Raw genomic sequence first — 20,068 nt, forward strand, 5'->3', positions numbered from 1 at the left:
CGGGGATTTTAGCGTATTTAATAGTAAAAATCTTGCAAGCTAGAGCAAAATTAAAGCATATAAGGTAAATGCTTATCTATGCGCCCTTTTGCTGTCGAGTCGATTTTTAGCGGGTGTTTTATATCGTTCCAGGCCGTGACTTTGCCACCCATATTCATTTTTTCAAAATCGGTGCAATGTGTTTCTATCCCTAAAAACATTTTAAGGGCATTAAAGCTGTGTGGCTTTGCTATATCGATTTCTAAAAAATCATCGCTGCGGTGTTTAAAATAGTCACGCGCCTGAGTTAAATGTGTGTTGTAACACTTAGCTAAATACTCATCTTGATAAATATTTTCAATTGATAGGTTTTTAAATGTATTTAAATAACAACGTTTTATATGAATATTAAAGCCGCCGTCTGTACGCGTTAAATTAGTATGCATACGCAGTAATAATTGCCTAATTGAGGCAATCCATGGGGCTTTTTCACGAGCTAAATAAATAAACTTTGCACCGGGATAATGCTTATCGAGTACTTGATAGTCATTAAAAATTGGAGTGTCGGCGATTGCTTTTGCATTTTCAAAACAATGCGTAGTGTAAGCTGTATGCGCAGTGGTAATGCCAAACTCTAAAAAAGCATTGCAAACACTTGTTGTGCCCGTTCGTGGCAGGCCTATGATAAATATTTTACTCATATACTAATTACTTAGCTATTGCGTGTTATTAGCAATAATAAGGCGGATATTATTATCACTAAAAAAGTGGCAATGGTGCCAATTTGACGATACTTGAGGTTATTTTCGACTATGCCTAAATTATGAAATACACGCCCCACTAATAATGCACCACAGAGTAGGTTACAGTAATGACTTGCAAGGCCTTGATATTCTGCTAAAAAAAGTAAAATAACGGCAAAGGGTACATACTCCATAAAGTTAGCATGGGCACGTATTGCACGTTGCAATTGAGGGTTGGCATTATCGCCAAGTGATACTTGCTCACTGCGACGAATTTTTATTACGTTATAACTCAAATAAATAAAGTAAAACGCTAAAAGCGCCGCATACGTTGAAACTATCACATTGATATCCTAATTTATTTTTTTGTAATAATACCATAGTTTTGCAAAATCATAAGTTTACTAAGGAACTATGCTACAGTGTGAGATGTTGAAGTTTTTATCGTATAAAAAAGGAATCTATGTTTACACCTCGTAAAGTAGCCGATCGCTACCGTGAAATGATCAACAGTATTGGTTTTTATCCGTCAATGTTTTCTATTGGTTTTTTACTTTTTGCTGTACTTACTATGTCGCTTGAGTATGTTGCCCCCGTAGAGCAACTAAAGTCGTATATGTCGGTGGTGCTTGTAGATAGCGCTGAAAATGCCCGTACTATTTTGAGCACCTTAGCGGGCAGTATTATTTCGCTGACGGTGTTTAGCTTTTCTATGGTGATGGTGGTGTTAAACTCGGCGAGTGCTAGCTTGTCTCCGCGTGTGGTACCCGGCCTTATTACTCGCAAATCGCATCAAATGGTATTGGGCTTTTATTTAGGTAGCATAATTTACTCCATTATTATGCTTATAAATATTAATAAGCTTGAAGGCGGCGATACCGCTATTCCATCACTTGGGGTGTTACTTTCTTTGCTGTTTGGCTTAGTGTCACTGGGGTTATTTGTATTTTTTATTCACTCAATATCTAAAGCTATTCAAGTAGATAATGTACTTAATGGCTTATTTGGTCAAACTAAACAAGAGCTTAAAGCCATTGTTGATAGACAGTCAGAAAAGCCATTCACTGACTTTCCTGACTTTACACAATGGCATTCGCTCAGCAGTAACACCGAAGGCTACTATAAAGGCGTTCATACCGATAAATTATGCGCCATTTTAGCTGAAGAAAATATTCGGGTGTATATTTCGGTAAACCAAGGCTATTTTACCGTTAAAGGCTATCCGTTTTTAAAATGCGATAAAGACATTTCTAACAACGAAGAACTTGTCGCAAAAATATTAGATTGCTTTATTTTTTACATAGAAGAGTACATTAGTGATCATTATAGGTATGGGTTAACGCAGATTTCTGAAATTGCCGTTAAGGCAATGAGCCCAGGAATTAACGATCCCGGCACTGCGGTTAAATCGATTGATATGCTTAGCATTTTATTAATTGAGCGCCTCTCATTAAACGATACAAATTATTCGTTTAAACACAGCGATAACGCCCCGTTACTTTTTATACACGAAACCAGTTTTGATGAGTTATTGCACGATAACTTTACGCCACTGCGTAATTACGCAAAAAACGATGCGTATGTTATGACGAACGTATTAGAGGCATTTAAAAATATATTGTTTGTCGCACATAAAGATGAAGCTGCCCAAAACAGCCTATTTAATTACTTAGAGGCCATTGTTGATGATATAAATGAGCATGTGAGTAATCAATACGACAGGCAAGAAGTTACAAATATGCTTAATGCGATTGCTCGCATTAGCAAAGCCCAAGGCGATAAATTAGTGGCGCGGTTTGAGCGCCACAACGTTTAGTCTACTCTATAAAGTATACTGCATAGCTCGATGCGGTTACTTTAATTTCGCCAGCATGATACGCATCAGGAACAAAATTTCTCGGTGCGCTATCTGCCATCATCATTGTTTTTTCTGCGCGTGCGTAAGGCTGAGCGGGTATGTTCATAGGACTCAATGATGCTGTGTATAAGCCCTTTAATTCAACGCCGTAATCTGCACTTAACTCTTTTGCCGCTTTACGTGCATCTTTAGTGGCTAGCTTTTGCGCCTTTTTGAGCAGCTCTTCATAATTGCTCGCTAAAAATTGAGTATTATTTATTTGGTTAATACCGTTATTTACGAGGTTTTGTAACAGCTGAGGGTATTTGTCGATTTGTGAAAGTTTAACACTTAACGTACGTGATACTCTAAAGCCCTTAAACTCTTGCTCACCAGAGCTTCTGTTGTATTGGCTTTCACGATTAATAGAAATATGCCCTGCGTTAATATTACCGTCTTTAATACCAAGCTCTTTTACTAATTTGATCGCCTTTGCCATGGTTTTATCGGCTTTGTTTTTAGCATCAATGAGATCTTTGTTTATTTCAACTATGCCAACGCTTAGTTGTACGTAGTCAGGCATGGTAGTGATGGTTGCTTCACCTTTAACGTATATGTGAGGCGCATTAGGTGTTGAGATTGCATGCGCATTAGTGCTCATAGCACTTGCAGTAAGTGCACTCGCTAATAATAAAATGTGTGTTTTCATTGCATTATCCATTGTGTTTTTGTTGTCACCATTAAAGAGCCTACGTGGTTAACAATAAATGAACAAGCACAAAAAAACAGGCAATTGCCTGTTTTTTGTTAAGGGCTGTAACCCGATGTACAGCCTTATAGCCTTTACGTTACTGCAGGTAATTAAATGCTACAACGTTTATAGTTACGATACTCAGGAAGCCAGTAATTTTTATCAATGGCCGCCCACAAAGCATCATCACTAATTTCAAGAGCGACGCCCTCTTCTATTGCTTTTTTAGCCACTGCAAATGCAATACGTTTACTTAAGGTTTCAATTTCAGTTAGGGCTGGTAATAAACTACCTTTACCGGTGTTTGCTCGTGGTGATGACTCAGCTAGCATTTCGCTCGACATACTCAGCATTGCATCAGTAATGCGTGTTGCTTTTGCAGCAATTACACCCAGGCCAATACCAGGGAAAATATAACTGTTGTTGCACTGTGGAATTGGGAACACTTCACCATTAAATTCAACGGGTTCGAATGGGCTACCTGTTGCAACTAGCGCTTTCCCCTCAGTCCATTTAATAACATCAGCTGGGTGTGCCTCAACCTGTTTAGATGGATTGCTTAATGGGAAAATAATTGGTTGCTCACACCCTGAGTGCATTGCGCGAATCACTTGTTCAGTAAATAAGCCAGGTTGTCCCGATACACCAATTAAAATATCAGGTGCTGCGCAGTGCATTACATCCAATAATGAGGCGTATTCACCACTGTATGTCCAATCACTTAATGCAGCTTGCGGTTGTGCAAGTGCTAATTGGAAATCACGTAAGCCTTGCATGCCTTCAGTAACCAATCCAAAACGATCAACCATAAATACTTGGCTGCGTGCTTGAGCTTCGCTAATACCTTCAAACACCATTTGGCTAATAATTTGCTCTGCTATACCACAGCCTGCAGAGCCAGCACCAACAAATACCACTTTTTGTTCACTGAGCTTTGAGCCCTTAACACGACACGCGGCAAGTAAAGAGCCCACGGTTACTGCTGCAGTACCTTGAATATCATCGTTAAAGCTACAAATTTCGTTACGGTAACGTTTAAGTAGTGGCATAGCGTTTGGCTGAGCAAAGTCTTCAAATTGCAGTAATACATTTGGCCAGCGACGTTTAACCGCTTTAATAAATAAATCTAAAAACTCATCGTATTCGTCTTGTGCAATACGCTTATGACGCGCACCCATGTACATTGGGTCGTTCAATAGTTTTTCGTTATTGGTACCTACATCTAGCATTACAGGTAACGTATATGCTGGGCTAATACCACCACACGCTGTGTAAAGTGATAATTTACCAATTGGGATCCCCATGCCACCAATGCCCTGATCGCCTAATCCTAAAATACGCTCGCCATCGGTAACGACTATCACTTTTACTTTGCCTTTAGTGGCATTTCGTAAAATATCATCAATTTGATAGCGATCCTCATAAGAGATAAATAAACCACGGGCGCTGCGGTATATATCTGAGAATTTTTCACAGGCATCACCAACCGTTGGCGTGTAAATAATAGGCATCATTTCTTCAAGATGATCACGCACTAAACGGTAGTAAAGTGTTTCGTTGTTATCTTGAATGGCTCTTAAATAAATATGTTTATTTAAGTTATCGTTAAAGCTTGAATACTGCTGATAACAACGCTCTACCTGTTCTTCAATGGTTTCAAAACGAGGCGGAAGTAAACCCGCAAGATTAAAGTTTTCACGCTCTTTTTTACTAAATGCACTGCCTTTGTTTAAAAGCGGCGTTTCAATTAGGCCAGGGCCAGAGTAAGGAATATAAAGGTAATTAGGATCAGTATTAGTTGTCATATTTCCAGGCTTTAACGGAGTCTTAAGTTATGATCTGCCATTATCATTGTAAAAGGTTAAATTGCAATGACAATTAAGCTTGTCAGACCATTGAGAGAAAACACATGCAGGCCTCACTGCCTGCATGGCTATTATACATAAATTAAAATTTGATAGTGGCGTTTTTGTCAGTTAAATCCGACAAAGCAATCCCTTCACGACGCGGATCGGCACCGCCGTACAATTTACTGTTTCTAACCTCTACGGCATGTAGGCCAGAGTTTAAATCAAGCACACGCACATTATGGCCACGTTTAGTTAATTGTGGTGCAATGGTTTCAAGTGCAGTGCCTTTTTCTAGGCTAGTATAATCGTTACGATTGGTCGTTCTTGGCAGATTTATTGCCTCTTGTGCGGATAAATCCCAATCCAGTACACCAATAACCACTTGCGCTACGTAGTCTATAATGCGGCTGCCACCTGGCGAGCCAACCACTAAACGTAAACTACCATCGTTGTTAAACACCATGACCGGCGACATAGAGCTGCGTGGGCGTTTACCTGCTTCAACGCGGTTAGCCACGAGTTTACCATCGATACGTGGTGAAAGTGCAAAATCGGTTAATTGGTTATTTAAAATAAAACCATTGACCATCACTGTTGAGCCAAACGCCATTTCAATTGAGCTGGTCATTGATACCGCATTACCAAAGCTATCAACAATGGATACGTGTGATGTAGAGGGTAGCTCATAAGAGTCATCTTCGGCGTAGCTTAAGTAACCCACTGGGTTGCCTGCGGCTGCTTTTGTGTCTTTTTCAGTAATAAGCTTAGCGCGTGATGCAATGTACTTTTTATCTAAAAGCTCTTTTGTTGGCACTTGCGTAAAGTCTGGATCGCCCATGTACATATCACGATCGGCAAATGCAATGCGTGAAGCTTGGCTAAAGTAATGTATAGCTTCTTCGCTGTTAGGCTTAAGCGCGCTCATATCTTTGTGTTCAAGCAAGCCTAAAATTTGCAAAACTGCCACACCGCCACTACTTGGTGGGGCCATTGAGCACACATTATAAGCGCGGTATTCAATACATACTGCATCACGTTGCTTACTTTTATAGTTCGCTAAATCTGACTCGCTTAATGTACCCGGCGCAATTTTTGATTTTTGCACCGCATTTACCATTTTCTTCGCGTTATCGCCTTTATAAAATGCATCAATGCCCTGTTTAGCTATGTCTTTGTATAGATTTGCTAAGGGCTGGTTTTTTTTAATAGTACCCGCTTTAATTAGTTCGCCATTAGGGTAAAAATACTCATTAATCACCGGCATAGTCATTACACCAGGGTTTAATTGTCGTGCCAATAAACCGTGTAAACGTGGCGACACCTCAAAGCCTTGCTCAGCAAGTTTAATAGCGGGTTTAAACAACTCGCTCCACGCAAGTTTGCCGTACTGTTTATGCGCATTGGCAAACGCATGTAAAATCCCTGGCACACCGACCGAGCGACCACCAACTACAGCCTCTATCCATTTTACGGCTTTGCCGTGCTTATCTAAAAATAAGTTTTCATCTGCATTTTGAGGGGCTGTTTCACGCCCATCAAAACTAGTTAGTTTATTATCGGCTTTGTTGTAGTACATCATAAATGTACCCCCACCAATGCCTGATGATTGTGGTTCTACTAAGGTCAGCACTAATTGCGTTGCAATGGCCGCATCAACTGCGCTGCCGCCTTTAGCTAAAATCTGTTGCCCCGCTTGTGAGGCATAAGGGTTGGCTGCGGCCACCATATATTGCTCACCGCTTACTAATTGTTTTTGTACAATTGATGTGGTGGCTTCTGGTTCGCGAATTTCTACTTTTGCAGGCTCTTTGGCTATTGTTGGCAGCGTTACTGCAAACAGGCCAATGGTAAATAATGACTTAAGTTTAAAATGCATAAAAATACTAAAAACACTTAATTACATAGTTGTAATTGGCATCTTAAAGTTAAACGGGCACAATATGCAAAAATTTTGACTAAAAAAATATAATAAAATGCTGAATTTACCACTCCAACTTCGTTATTTACTTCCTCCCCTATTTTTGATTATTTTTAGCATTATTTTTGCTGCATTTGATTTAAATTATTTACTTGAATTTAACCGAGCTTTAATTGAAAACGGAGAAGTTTGGCGAGTGTTTAGCAGTCAATTTGTTCATGCTAATTGGGCACATTTAGGGTTAAATGCATTAGGTGTATTTTTAATTTGGTTACTGCATGGCGAATATACAAATCCAGCACGTTATGCCTTTAATACGTGTTTTTTAGCTCTATGGTGTGGGCTCGGCGTATTATGGTTTTGCCCCTCTATATTTATATACACAGGGCTTAGCGCGCTTTTGCATGGTGTCATTATTTGGGGGGCGGTGAAAGATATTACCTTAGGGCTTAAATCTGGCTATTTGCTATTTGTAGGTGTGTGGATAAAAATAATGATGGAGCAAGTTAGTGGCCCCGATGCCAGTATTGGCCAATTAATTAATTCAACCGTAGCCATTGATGCGCACTTAATTGGCGCGTTAGGCGGCATGGTACTTGCTGCTCCTTTACTACTAAAGTATTTAAAAAATAAAAACGCCACTTAATTTAGTGGCGTTTTTTTACTCATTTTAAAGTGTTTCTTTAAATAGTTTGTAAATACGGCGGTATTCATCTAACCAGCTCGATGGCTGTACAAAGCCATGTGGCTCAACTGGGAAGATAGCCGTTTCAAAGTTTTGCTTTTCAAGCTCAATTAAACGCTGCACTAAACGCACTGAGTCTTGAAAAAACACGTTATCATCAACCATAGGCGCGTTAATTAATAAGCGCTTATTTAAACCCTCAGCATAATAAATTGGTGAGCTTCTCTCGTACGCAATCGGGTCTACATCTGGGTGGTTTAATATATTTGCTGTGTACGCCGTATTATAATGCGCCCAATCGGTTACTGGGCGAAGTGCTGCGCCAGACTGGAATAACTCTGGGGCTGTAAATAGCGCCATAAAAGTCATAAACCCGCCGTATGAACCACCGTAAGTGCCTACTGCGTTAGTATCTACATTGGCGTTTTTTACCATCCATTTTACGCCATCTGCTAAATCTTGCGTTTCAGGTGTACCCATTTGACGATAAATTGCAGTACGCCAATCGCGGCCATAGCCTTTAGAAGCGCGGTAATCCATATCCATCACTATGTAACCTTCATCAGCGAGTAATGAATGAAACATAAACTCACGAAAATACACAGACCAACCCATGTGTGAGTTTTGTAAGTACCCTGCTCCGTGGTTAAAAATAACCGCTTTGCGCTTTTTACCGGTTTCACCTTCTACATAGTCACTTGGGTAATACACTTTTGCGTAAATTGGCTGGTCGGTATGACTCGATGGCACAGCCACAATTTTAGGTGCGGTGAGCTTTTTAGCTAAAAACTCCTCCGATACCGTGTAAGTTAAACGTGTTGCCTGCGTATTGGCTTTCGCATCGGCAACATAAAGCTCTGTTGGCATGGTAATTTTAGAATGCTTAAGCAGTAACTTACTTTCATCAGGGCTCAATGTGTAGTCGGTCATACCGTTTAGGTCAGTCACTTGCTCGTTTTTACCTGTTTGTGGGTTAACACGGTAAATTTCGTAAAGACCTGGGTGCTCTACGTTTGCCTTGTAATAAATAGCGCTATTATCATGGGTTAACGTAATGTCCGATACTTCATACTGACCACTTGTTAAAGCGGTTGCTTTGCCATTAAGCGGTTTTTTGTAAAGCTGGCTATAGCCCGATTCTTCAGAAAGGTAATATAAAGTATTTGAATTATGTAACCAGCCAAAGTTGTTAAACGCGTAGGCTATCCAAGCATCATCATGTAGGCGGTGCTGAGAAACCAGCTTATTATTTTCAAAATCGACTGTGGCTATCCAACGGTCTTTATTATCCCAAGCTTCAAGCATAATGGCCACTTGCGTACCATCATCATTCCAAAGCACTGCACTTTGGTTCAAACCCCAGTCCATTATTAGATTAATACCACGTGGTGACTTTTTAGATTTATACGTTTTACCATCACGTGCATAGTTTTCTTTTTTAACATCAGCTAAAACGTCTTCATCAAAACCTGGTAGTGTATTAAAGCTCAAAGGTGTTTGTGTTTTATCCGCTAAGTTTATGTAAATAAGCGCTGATGTTTGCTCTTTTGCATCAGCCACTCGACGGCGCACTTTTTTAGGCTCAATCGTGCCATCATTTGTAATGTAGTTTGGCATTATGTCGCTTTGACCACGCCACGACTGTTGTTTTTGTACAACTACAAGTAAGGCATCGCCATTTGGCGAAAGTTGCGCCTCTTTAATAACGTTACCTTCACCTAAGTAATAAGCGGTGTTTGCAATAGAGCTATTCTGCGTTTTAATTTGCTCATTTCGTGTTTGCGCGTCTTGCTTATTTTTATGTTGCAGCGCGACAAACTCAATCAGTTTATGTTGCTCTTTTGCTATGTAAGTGCTTGGCTCTTGTAACCCTTTTGGCTTATCGGTCAATTTTAAGTTAGCAAGCTCTGTACTTAGCCCTGTTTTTAAATCTACTTTAAAAAACACATTACCTTGGCGGTACACTAAATCGCCATTATTTAAAAACTGTGGTTTAGACTCATTAGCTGAAGTCGCTGTTATTTGCTTAAGTTCACCCGTTGTTAGGTTTTTAACAAAAACATTGCCTTTAAACGTATAAGCTTGAAGTGTTCTATCTGATGAATAAACAGCTTTAGAAGCACCGACAGTATGCAGCTTATCAAGCGGCACTTGCTGAGCATCTTTACTGTTAATTGGCTGGCTATAAATATCGTTCAGGTTGCTGCCTTGCTGCTTTTGAGCATAAATAATAGTGGCTGAATCACTAGACCAATACGCATTTTTAGGCTGGTTGCCTATCCAGTCAGGATCGGCCATTGCTTGCTCTAGCGTAATATTTTGCGAGCCTACATCAGCAGGCGTGTTTACAACCACGGCAACGCTCGTTGTAGGTAAAGCGCTTTCTTGCGATGATGAGGTATTCGCGGTAGCACTACAACCTGCAAGCATAATGCTTGAGGTTACAGCAAGCGCTACTAATGTTTTTGATGACGTGAGGTTAAAAATCATAGTGCTTCTGAACGGTTATTATAATTGACCCGTATTTAAGCAGAAGCACTTGAGTTATTGCAATTTTTTAAGATAAACAGCACTTTTATGAGGTAAAGCAGAGTTTACTCTATGGTTAAGTCAAGCCACACTAAGCGGTGATCGCTCGATGCGTTTCTGTCTTTAATCAACCTATATTGTTCGCTTTTTTCAGTTGGCCAAAACACACCACCACCTTGTACTTTAAACCCATAAGTAGAAGGTAATACATAATCTACTCGTGCCTGCCAGTTAGCAGTAAAGTGCTTAGCGTATGACTGAGTGTATTGCTCTTTAGCACCAGCGCTTTGCGGTATAAATTGCGAATTTATAAGTGGATTTTTTAAAATTTGATTGGTGGTATTAACCCGTGCCTTATCGCCCTCTGGTGCTGCGTTTAAGTCACCTAAAATAACAAAGCGAGAGTTTGCTTTTAATCCGCCTTTTTGGCCGTTATCGTCGTAAATATAGGCTTTATTAGCGACATAATCGGCAATTAACCTAACTTCGTCATGATTACGTTTGCCGTTTCTGTCTTCATCGCCATCGAACACTGGCGGTGTTGGATGCGAGGCAAGTACATGCACTGTTTTATTGTTTACGACAACGGGTACATCCCAAAACGATTTAGAGCTAAGTCTGAGCGCTTGCCATTCTTTCGTGTTATACCAATTCTCTTTTGTTTTAGGGTCTATTGGCATTTGCGCATTGGGCATATCTTTATATTTAAAGGTTTGTAATGTACGCAACTTGTCTAGATTGATTGGGTATTTTGACAAGATAGCCATGCCGTAATGCCCTTCAAAAAAGCCAAAGCCTTGAGCATCACCCATTACTTTCGTTTTTTTACCATTATTGTCTAGGTCAAAATCGGTGGCTAAACCCGTATTTACAGGAGCTATAAAACTATAGGGGTAATCAATAGTTTGTTGGTTATTTTGGCTAACCGTTAAGTAATGTTTTTTAAAGTATTCAATACCTTGTGATTTTGGTATGTAGTCAAACTCGTTTAGCAAAATAATATCAGGGCGAACACGCTGAATTATTTCCGCAACATTTTTTATTTGCTGGTGGTCTGATTTTAGCGCATTAGCGAGCGCATCTGGATTAACCTGTTCACCTTTTGCCGTGTGGTTAGTGGCATCCATACTTACATTAAAGGTGGCAATACGAAGGCTTTGGCTGGCTGTAACATTTAAACTAAATGAAGCAGCAAGGGCTAATGCGCTAGACAGTAATTTATGTTTCATTTTTTTACTTCAAAAAATTAAAAAATAGACTTTACCAGTATAACAGTACGAATACCTATTTTTATGACAAAAAAATACCGGCCAAGGCCGGTATTTAACTAATTTATTACAGCCCTTACTCACTTAGCATAAGTGCAGTAGCAGTTTTTAAAATGCCAGGGTACTCTTGCTCAGGTAGGTAATCGGCAAGTTGCCCAAGCTTATCGGCAAGGTTATTAATGTTATCTGCAGATACATTAATATGCCCCATTTTGCGTCCAGGCTTAGCTGTTTTTCCATACCAGTGGCTAGTTACATCATTAACTTTTAAAACTTCGCTAGGAATACTTGATTGGCCCAGAACGTTGATCATGGCGGTAATATGCTTAAGCTCTGTATTACCGAGTGGTAAACCAGCAACCGCTCGCATGTGGTTTTCAAACTGCGAACAATGGCAGCCTTGCTGGGTCCAGTGCCCTGAGTTATGAACTCGCGGCGCAATCTCGTTAACCAGTAAAGTGCCGTTTACATCAAAAAACTCAATGGCAAGTACGCCAACATAATTAAGCTCGTTGGCAATTTTTGTAAATGCACTATGGGCCTGCTGCCCAATCAGTCTGTTATGTTTACCCGCAATTGATAAAGTAAGCACACCATTGGTGTGCTCGTTTTCTGTAATTGGGTAAATGGCCACATTACCTTGCTTATCGCGTGCACCGATAATAGAGACTTCACGGTCAAACGGGATCATTTTTTCAGCAATAATGCTGTGCGGGGTGTCTTTAGTGCCAGAGGCAATAAAATCAGCCATTTCTGACCAAATTTGCTCTATTTGATCATCTGATTTTAAACGCCACTGCCCTTTACCATCGTACCCTGCTTGGCACGTTTTAATAACCAGCGGTTTGCCTAGGTTTTTAACTGCTAATTCTAAATGCGCTTTTTCTGTGATCAGTTGATACGGCGCACATGCTACGTTTGTTTTATCTAGTAACGCTTTTTCTAATGCACGGTCACCACCGGTTTTTATGGCAGCTTTTCCTGGGTAAAATTTATTACTATTACAGCACAGCGTAAGTACGTCATCTGGGATATGCTCAAACTCAGCGGTAATCGCATCGGCGTCACTAATCGCCTGCTCCAGTGTGGTTGTGTAAATTTCACCGGTTAGCGGATGCATAATTTTTTGACTGCCTACGTCGTACGCAACCACATTTAAATTAAGGGGGGCGCCTGCAAGGCTCATCATTCGCGCAAGTTGGCCGGCACCTAAAATTAAAATTTTCATTTTTACTCTGCAGGATTAGGGTTAGCTAAAATAGTCTCGGTTTGCTCTTTACGAAATGCTTCAATTTTTGCAAAAATTTCTGGGTTTTGGCACCCTAAAATTTGCGCTGCAAGCAAGCCTGCGTTGGCAGCCCCTGCCTCGCCAATAGCTAATGTACCGACTGCTACGCCTTTTGGCATTTGGCAAATAGAAAGCAGCGAATCAACACCATTTAACGCTTTCGACTTAACTGGAACACCCAGCACTGGTAGCGAAGTAAATGCTGCTGCCATACCCGGTAAATGCGCTGCGCCGCCAGCGCCTGCAATAATCACTTTTATGCCGCGATCGCTTGCAGAGTTTGCATAATCTGCAAGAAGTTGAGGAGTGCGGTGTGCAGAGACCACTTTTGTTTCGTACTCAATACCAAATTTTTCGAGCATGAGCGCTGCGTGTTCCATGGTTGGCCAATCTGATTTAGAGCCCATAATAATGCCAACAGTCATAAATACTCCTCAGTAATGTATTTTAAAAATAGCGGACTTATGTCCGGTTTTAGGCGGGTATTATACCCAAACAAAGTTTAATTGCGACTCACAAAAACAAAAAAGCCATGTTTAAACATGGCTTTTAAAAGGTGCTAGGTGAAAAAGGTTTATACCTCTTTACTTGCTAGGTACTCACTATAGGTACCTCTAAAGTCTATCACTTGGCCGTCTTTTATTTCCCATATGCGCGTTGCAATCGATGATACAAATTGGCGGTCGTGTGATACAAATAATAATGTGCCTTCATAAGCTTCTAATGCAAGGTTTAATGCCTCGATAGATTCCATATCCATGTGGTTAGTTGGCTCATCCATTAACAATATATTTGGTTTATGCATCATAATTTTACCAAATAACATACGGCCTTGTTCACCACCAGAAATAACATTAACTGACTTTTTAATATCGTTTTGTGAAAACAGCATACGGCCTAAAAAGCTACGAACAACTTGCTCGTCGTCACCTTCTTGTTGCCATTGCTCCATCCACTCAAATAAGTTCATGTCTTTTTCGAACTCGTCGGCATGATCTTGCGCGTAATAACCAATATTCGCGTTTTCAGACCATTTAAACTCACCTGACTTAGGAGCTAAACGCCCTGCAAGCGTGTTAAGTAGTGTTGTTTTACCCACACCATTTTCACCAATGATCGCAATACGTTCACCTACTTCCACTAAGCCCTCTAAATTAGAGAATAAGGTATTTTCTTCAAAACCCTGACTAAGATTGCTCAGCTCTAATGCATTACGGAACAACTGTTTTTCTTGTTCAAAACGAATAAATGGCGATTGGCGAGAAGAGGCTTTCACTTCTTCTAATTGTATTTTATCAATCTGTTTGGCACGAGATGTTGCTTGTTTAGCTTTTGATGCATTTGCAGAAAAGCGTGACACAAACTGTTGTAGTTCAGCAATTTGGCTTTTCTTTTTAGCATTTTCACTTAATAGGCGCTCACGCGCTTGGGTTGCTGCAAACATGTACTCATCGTAGTTACCTGGATAAATACGAAGCTCGCCGTAATCAATGTCAGCCATGTGCGTACATACTGAGTTTAAAAAGTGACGGTCATGCGAGATGATGATCATGGTACAATCGCGTTGATTAAGCACATCTTCTAACCACTTAATGGTGTAAATATCCAAGTTATTGGTAGGCTCATCAAGTAGCATAATATCAGGGTCAGAAAACAGGACTTGTGCAAGTAATACACGTAGTTTGAAGCCAGGTGCAATTTCTGACATTGGACCGTAATGCTGCTCAGTACCAATGCCTACGCCTAGTAAAAGCTCACCGGCTTTAGCCTCAGCTGAATAGCCGTCCATTTCTGCAAATTCAGTTTCTAAATCGGCTACTTTCATGCCGTCTTCTTCACTCATCTCTGGTAATGAGTAAATACGGTCACGCTCTTGTTTAATATCCCATAATTCTTTATGGCCCATGATCACAGTATCAATTACAGAGTATTGTTCGTAAGCAAACTGGTCTTGGTTTAGTTTAGCCACGCGTTCATTTGGATCTGTACTTACGTTACCCGAAGATGGCTCTAATTCACCACTTAGGATTTTCATAAATGTAGATTTACCACAGCCATTTGCACCAATTAAACCGTAACGGTTTCCTTCGCCAAACTTTGCAGATATGTTTTCAAATAACGGTTTAGCACCAAATTGCATGGTGATGTTAGCTGTACTAATAATAGCGCTACCCTCCAGGGGGACATGATGTATTTAAATTGCGCGCAGTTTAAACCAAATACGGCTTTTTTTCTATGAAAGTTTAAAGTTGAAAAGTGATGAACAGGGCCCTATTTCGCACATTAGACCCATAAAATAGTGACTTGAAAACAGGTGAATGTTTATTCAACTGAAAATAGACTTAGATACGCAGAAGTGTGTTTTTATTTGCGCCATTGTAGGGCTAAAAATACAGTTGATTAAACCGTTTAACTTGATAAGTCGATTGTTTATCGCAAAGCATTTCAAAAAATAGATTTCTGAGTATATGTTTATGATTTAAAATGCCATTTAGAGCATTTGCACTAGTGTTTTATTTTCACTCAACTTGAATTTATCTCATTTAAAAAGTTGTTTACACCTCGTATTTTCAGTACTTTTTACGTAGCTCTTAATTAAATACCACCAACCTCTTAACAGATAAAAAACACCATTAACGTCCAGTGAATATTTATTCATTTATGCCGTTATTTTTAATGATAATTTTTCACTTTTGAGCCTTTTAGGCCTTTGCTAGTCTTCGTGTCTTCTAAATTTATTGTCACATTTTATATGTTAATACACACAAGGCATCACAAATGATTAAAAACTTTGTAACCCTATTATTAGGAACAAGCATCGTAATTGCACCAACTGCTTCAGCAGTTGAGCTTTATAAAGACGACAAAAATACTATAAAAGTAGGTGGTTACCTTGATGTACGCGTTATTAACACACAAAATCAAACCGAAGTTGTTAATGGTACTTCACGCATCAACTTTGGTTTTACCCGAAAACTAAAAAAAGAGTGGTCTGCACTGGCGCTTGTTGAATGGGGTGTGAACCCTGTTGGCAGCAGCGATATTATTTACAACAACCGCTTTGAATCTATTCAAGATGAGTTTTTATATAACCGTTTAGGTTATGCTGGCTTATCGCACGAAAAATACGGGCAAATTACCATTGGTAAACAATGGGGGGCATGGTACGACGTCGTTTACGGCACCAATAACAGCTTTGTATGGGATGGTAATGCCGCAGGTGTTTACACCTATAATAAAGACGACGGTGCAGTAAATGGTACTGGCCGTGGTGATAAACTTATTCAATACCGTAATAGCTACAACGATTTTAGTTTTGCCGTACAAGCGCAACTTAAAAACAGTGAATTTTATACCTGCGATGTTGACGATATTTCGGAACAAGCCTGTGAAGCCCTTTGGAATACTGGCGACAGTGCAGCACAAGAAGTTGAATTTAACTACACCTTTGGTGGCTCTGTAACTTATAACGCAACTGAAATGCTAACGTTAACAGCTGGAATAAACCGCGGTGAATTTGATGTAACGTACGGCGATGGTACAACGCAATCCGTTGAAGATTTAATTTTTGGTGCGGGTGTAATGTGGGGCAGCATAGAAAAACCCGGGTTATACGTTGCGGCTAACATAAATAAAAGTGAAAACCACGATACCGATAACCTAGGGCGCTTAATTAAAGACTCTATTGGTGTAGAAACCTTTATGTCGTATCGCTTTGATAATGATGTACGTCCTTTTGTGGCATATAACATTTTAGATGCAGGTGATGATTATGTTATTCAGCCAAACTTTAACGCCGACCCAAATGATGTGTTTAAACGTCAATTTGCTGTAGTGGGTGTTCATTATTTAATTGATGAGAACACCATTGCCTACGTTGAAGCACGTAAAGATTTTAGTGACTTTGAAAGTGACGATAAAGAACAGCAAGCACAAATGGAAGAGTCAGAAGATGACGGTATTGCGTTTGGTTTTAGATACAAGTTTTAATTTCCCACCATAACAACACACAAAGCCCAGCTATATGCTGGGCTTTTTATTTTAAACGTTAAATGATGAAAAAATTTAAATGTTTGAATGCGTTAACAATGGCTATTATTTGTTATAACACTTTATAAAAGCTGTGTCCGCTGCGTATAAATAATGCCTATAAGCATGCTTATAAATTCACCCGAAAATTAATGGAGAGAAAATGAGTTCACTCAAAACCGCCGGTAATTTTACTCTACTATGCATTGCCAGCTTAACCATAATGGTTGGCACCCTGTTAGCGCCGGGTTTAGTTACCATTGCTGATGGCTTAGGCATACAAAGCAACAGCGTATTATTAATTACTTTACCTTCTTTAGGTGCGGTCGTGTTTGCCCCCCTAGCCGGAAGATTAATAGACAAGTACGGCGCATACCCTTTACTTATAATAGGTTTATTTTTATACGGATTAGTGGGTGCATGTGCTTACTTTTTACATGGCCCGACCTTAGTATTTATTAATCGTTTTGCATTAGGTGGTATTACAGCAATAGTGATGGCAAGTTGCACCGTATTAATTTCAACGTGGTACAGCGGCGAAGCCCGACTGAATATGATTGCCAAACAAGGTATGGCGATAGAGCTAGGTGGCGTTATATTTTTATTTTTAGGCGGTGTTTTAGCGTCAATGTATTGGGGATTACCCCTTGCTTTATATTTAATTGCTTGGTTATTTTTAGCTATGTTGCTCATGTTTGTCCCCCGTAAGCAGCAATTAAACGGGCAAAATACAGAGCAAACTCAACAAATAAAAAAGAGCCATTCAAACGCATTAACTCTTAAAGGGGTTTATATAATATCAACCCTAGCTATGACCATATTTTTTACCTCTACCGTGCTTTTACCTATTACCTTGCACGCACTAAATTTTAATGAGTCTGAAATAGGCCAACTATTGGCTTTTATATCTTTAATTGCAGTATTTACAGCGGGATTTATGCCTAAAGCAACTAAACGCCTTAGTGAGATAAATGTATTAGCAATCGCATTTTTTGCCTTTGGTTTATCATACCTTTGCTTTATACAATCAAGTACATTGATATTAGTATTAGGCGCGCTATTAATTGGTATTGGCTTTGGTTTTAGTATTCCGCTTTTAAACCACATGACCGTAGAGCTAAGCCCTGAAAATGTTCGCGGACGTAACTTATCGTATTTTACAATGGCGGTGTTCTCCGGCCAGTTTTTTACCTCTTTTATGGAGTACATACCTGGGGGTGAACATAACGTATTAATAATATGCAGTATTTTAAGCGCCGTTGTAGCTATCGCCCTTCTTGTAAAACCTAAAGCGTACTAAGCAGCAATCAATAACCGGTAAAATTATCAAATTAAGTAGCCAATTATCCCCTATTTATTGGCTACTTTTATTCATGCTCACTCTTTAGCTAAGTTTCCTACAAAACGACAAAATAGTATGATGTGTTCTTTTAGCATGAAGCCACCAGCTAATCTATATTAATTGCATTAAGAGTTTATAAAGATGGTGATAATATACTTAAATGGCAAAGTAATTAAAAAGATTATCGCTGATCACAAATGCGTAAGGATGGTTAAAAGCAATAACAGTGAGTTTGGTATATGTCTATATGTACTGATGGCATTCTAACTCAAGAGTTAAGAACTGTATATAAATACAGTTATCGTTTGAGGCTATCTACCTATTTTTAATAAATGTACTATAACCAGCTAACCCCTTTGATACACTTAGTGTTGGATTATCTGAATGTTCAGCACCTTCGTTTATAGCGCTTTGCCACACAAGGTTGTTATTAGGGTTTGCTATTAAAGCAGACTCTAAATTATCAAACGCTTTTAACATTAACGGATGTTCTGCTCCACCCACAGAAAGGTATAAATAAGTAGGCGACTTAATTTTATTTGCTTGAGTAGTTAAAAATGCTTCTACATTATTAACCACTGTCATATCGTCATACCAAGCCGCTAGGCTAAAAGCAAAGTAGCCATTAAACAGTTCAGGTTTTGTATGCAGTGTATAAAGCACAAAGCTGCCACCTGCCGAAAAACCACTTAATACACGGTTATTACTAAGCTTATATTTTACCGATAAATACGGAAGTAACTCAGTTTCAATAAACGCTAAAAACTTGTCAGCTTCACCATTTGGCTCTATAAGTGTTTCATTTTCTGTGCGCGCTTGTGTATTTACATCTTGGCGAGCATAAGGAGGCACTAAATCGCGATTACGTGTATCTGTAAAAAACAAATTAGGAATAGACACCAATATAGCCTTATCCCCTTTTTCGCTCTTAGCTTGTTTTGTAAGTACTTTATCCCATGTATCTAAATTAAAGTTACCATCGGTTTTAATAATTAACAAATACGCTCTTTTAGGCTCGTAATTAACGGGTAACCTTATAAACACTTTGCGCGACTCATTAAGCACGCTTGAGTTAATTGTTACGTCGGTATAGTGCGATACATAATGGTTGTAATAACGTATGGCTAAAATACCGATAGCAAAAATGACTACGGCTAAACTTAAATTAATAAAATAGTGTTATGTTATTTTTATTGCCATGCGTCATTCCTTTAAATGTTTAGGAGATATTTAATCCAGCGTTACCCACCGCTTAACTTCAAGTGCAGTCATTATCAGCTCTACCGAAAAAGCAGCTAGTATCATCCCCATTACGCGCGTTAAAATAGAGGCGCCGCCCGTACCAATTAGCTTAATAATTTTACCCGAAAGTAATAGCAGTATTAATGTGACTCCTAATACACCAAGCGTAACCAACGCAGTACCTATTTGAGTGGTGATGGGGTGTATGTGGTTATCGGTAAGCAGTATTACAGCTAAAATAGCCCCTGGCGTAGCTGTTGCGGGTATAGCCAGCGGAAACACTGCAATATCGTGCTCGGGATCTTGCTTTGCTTTATTAGAGTCGCTGCCAAAAATCATTTGCAGTCCAAACAAAAACAATATAATTCCGCCCCCTAACTGAAACGAAACCAACCGAATACCCATTGCATTAAGTATTAGCTGCCCTATTAAAATAGATCCAAGTAGCACAGCCCCTGCATAAAGCACCGTTTTAAATGCAGTTTTACGGCGTTGTTGATCTGTTAAATGAGAAGTAAGCGCCGCAAATAGCGCCATGGTACCTATTGGGTCGATAGTGGCCCAAATAACGAGGGCATCTTGAGATAGTTTTTCTAGCATATAAAAT

Annotated in this window: 16 protein-coding genes; 4 read left to right on the forward strand and 12 right to left on the reverse strand. The window is 39.5% G+C overall.

Annotated elements, in window-relative coordinates:
* Positions 1-50: 50 nt before the first annotated feature.
* Together AABI99_RS06110 and AABI99_RS06115 are read right to left on the reverse strand one after the other, a co-directional pair.
* A complete protein-coding gene (locus AABI99_RS06110; RefSeq protein WP_338364470.1) occupies positions 51-680 on the reverse strand; it encodes a sulfotransferase in 630 nt (209 codons plus the stop codon).
* An 11-nt stretch (positions 681-691) separates the two neighbouring features.
* Positions 692-1,066, reverse strand: coding sequence for an MAPEG family protein (locus AABI99_RS06115; RefSeq protein ID WP_338364472.1), 375 nt, complete (start codon positions 1,064-1,066; stop codon positions 692-694).
* 119 nt (positions 1,067-1,185) lie between these two features.
* On the opposite strand from AABI99_RS06115, the gene AABI99_RS06120 reads away from it, so the two are divergent.
* Entirely contained in the window at positions 1,186-2,538 is a 1,353-nt protein-coding gene (locus AABI99_RS06120; protein WP_338364474.1) for a DUF2254 domain-containing protein, read from the forward strand.
* Position 2,539: 1 nt separating this feature from the next.
* Here the strand turns inward: AABI99_RS06120 and AABI99_RS06125 are convergent, their stop codons facing one another.
* The 3 genes from AABI99_RS06125 to ggt all read right to left on the reverse strand — a co-directional run bounded on the left by AABI99_RS06125 (position 2,540) and on the right by ggt (position 7,036).
* Positions 2,540-3,268, reverse strand: coding sequence for an SIMPL domain-containing protein (locus AABI99_RS06125; protein WP_338364475.1), 729 nt, complete (start codon positions 3,266-3,268; stop codon positions 2,540-2,542).
* A 152-nt stretch (positions 3,269-3,420) separates the two neighbouring features.
* Positions 3,421-5,115, reverse strand: coding sequence for an NAD-dependent malic enzyme (locus AABI99_RS06130; protein ID WP_338364477.1), 1,695 nt, complete (start codon positions 5,113-5,115; stop codon positions 3,421-3,423).
* Between the two features lie 142 nt (positions 5,116-5,257).
* Complete coding sequence (gene ggt / locus AABI99_RS06135) at positions 5,258-7,036, reverse strand: gamma-glutamyltransferase (RefSeq protein ID WP_338364479.1); 1,779 nt, start codon at positions 7,034-7,036, stop codon at positions 5,258-5,260.
* Between the two features lie 97 nt (positions 7,037-7,133).
* On the opposite strand from ggt, the gene rrtA reads away from it, so the two are divergent.
* The gene (gene rrtA, locus AABI99_RS06140) at positions 7,134-7,724 is read left to right on the forward strand and encodes a rhombosortase (protein WP_338364480.1); all 591 of its coding nucleotides are present in this window, start codon (positions 7,134-7,136) and stop codon (positions 7,722-7,724) included.
* 24 nt (positions 7,725-7,748) lie between these two features.
* Here rrtA and AABI99_RS06145 read toward each other — a convergent pair whose 3' ends face one another.
* The 5 genes from AABI99_RS06145 to AABI99_RS06165 form a co-directional block, all read right to left on the reverse strand.
* Positions 7,749-10,253 carry a prolyl oligopeptidase family serine peptidase gene (locus AABI99_RS06145; protein WP_338364482.1) on the reverse strand — a complete coding sequence of 835 codons (2,505 nt, stop codon included), beginning with the start codon at positions 10,251-10,253 and terminating at the stop codon, positions 7,749-7,751.
* 104 nt (positions 10,254-10,357) lie between these two features.
* Positions 10,358-11,521: an endonuclease/exonuclease/phosphatase family protein gene (locus AABI99_RS06150; protein ID WP_338364484.1), complete on the reverse strand. Its 1,164-nt coding sequence runs from the start codon at positions 11,519-11,521 to the stop codon at positions 10,358-10,360.
* Between the two features lie 115 nt (positions 11,522-11,636).
* Entirely contained in the window at positions 11,637-12,788 is a 1,152-nt protein-coding gene (locus AABI99_RS06155; protein ID WP_338364486.1) for a 5-(carboxyamino)imidazole ribonucleotide synthase, read from the reverse strand.
* A gap of 2 nt (positions 12,789-12,790) precedes the next feature.
* On the reverse strand, positions 12,791-13,273 hold the full coding sequence (gene purE / locus AABI99_RS06160) for a 5-(carboxyamino)imidazole ribonucleotide mutase (protein WP_338364488.1): 483 nt from the start codon (positions 13,271-13,273) through the stop codon (positions 12,791-12,793).
* Positions 13,274-13,422: 149 nt separating this feature from the next.
* Entirely contained in the window at positions 13,423-15,012 is a 1,590-nt protein-coding gene (locus tag AABI99_RS06165) for an ABC-F family ATPase (protein ID WP_338364528.1), read from the reverse strand.
* Positions 15,013-15,626: 614 nt separating this feature from the next.
* On the opposite strand from AABI99_RS06165, the gene AABI99_RS06170 reads away from it, so the two are divergent.
* Both AABI99_RS06170 and AABI99_RS06175 read left to right on the forward strand, forming a co-directional pair.
* Complete coding sequence (locus AABI99_RS06170; protein ID WP_338364490.1) at positions 15,627-16,838, forward strand: porin; 1,212 nt, start codon at positions 15,627-15,629, stop codon at positions 16,836-16,838.
* A gap of 202 nt (positions 16,839-17,040) precedes the next feature.
* Complete coding sequence (locus AABI99_RS06175) at positions 17,041-18,177, forward strand: MFS transporter (protein ID WP_338364492.1); 1,137 nt, start codon at positions 17,041-17,043, stop codon at positions 18,175-18,177.
* Positions 18,178-18,534: 357 nt separating this feature from the next.
* Here the strand turns inward: AABI99_RS06175 and AABI99_RS06180 are convergent, their stop codons facing one another.
* On the reverse strand, positions 18,535-19,389 hold the full coding sequence (locus AABI99_RS06180; RefSeq protein WP_338364530.1) for an alpha/beta hydrolase-fold protein: 855 nt from the start codon (positions 19,387-19,389) through the stop codon (positions 18,535-18,537).
* A 60-nt stretch (positions 19,390-19,449) separates the two neighbouring features.
* Positions 19,450-20,061 carry a MarC family protein gene (locus AABI99_RS06185; protein WP_338364494.1) on the reverse strand — a complete coding sequence of 204 codons (612 nt, stop codon included), beginning with the start codon at positions 20,059-20,061 and terminating at the stop codon, positions 19,450-19,452.
* Positions 20,062-20,068: the final 7 nt, after the last annotated feature.

The sequence above is a fragment of the uncultured Pseudoalteromonas sp. genome (assembly GCF_963922945.1).
In the GTDB taxonomy this organism is placed as follows: domain Bacteria; phylum Pseudomonadota; class Gammaproteobacteria; order Enterobacterales; family Alteromonadaceae; genus Pseudoalteromonas.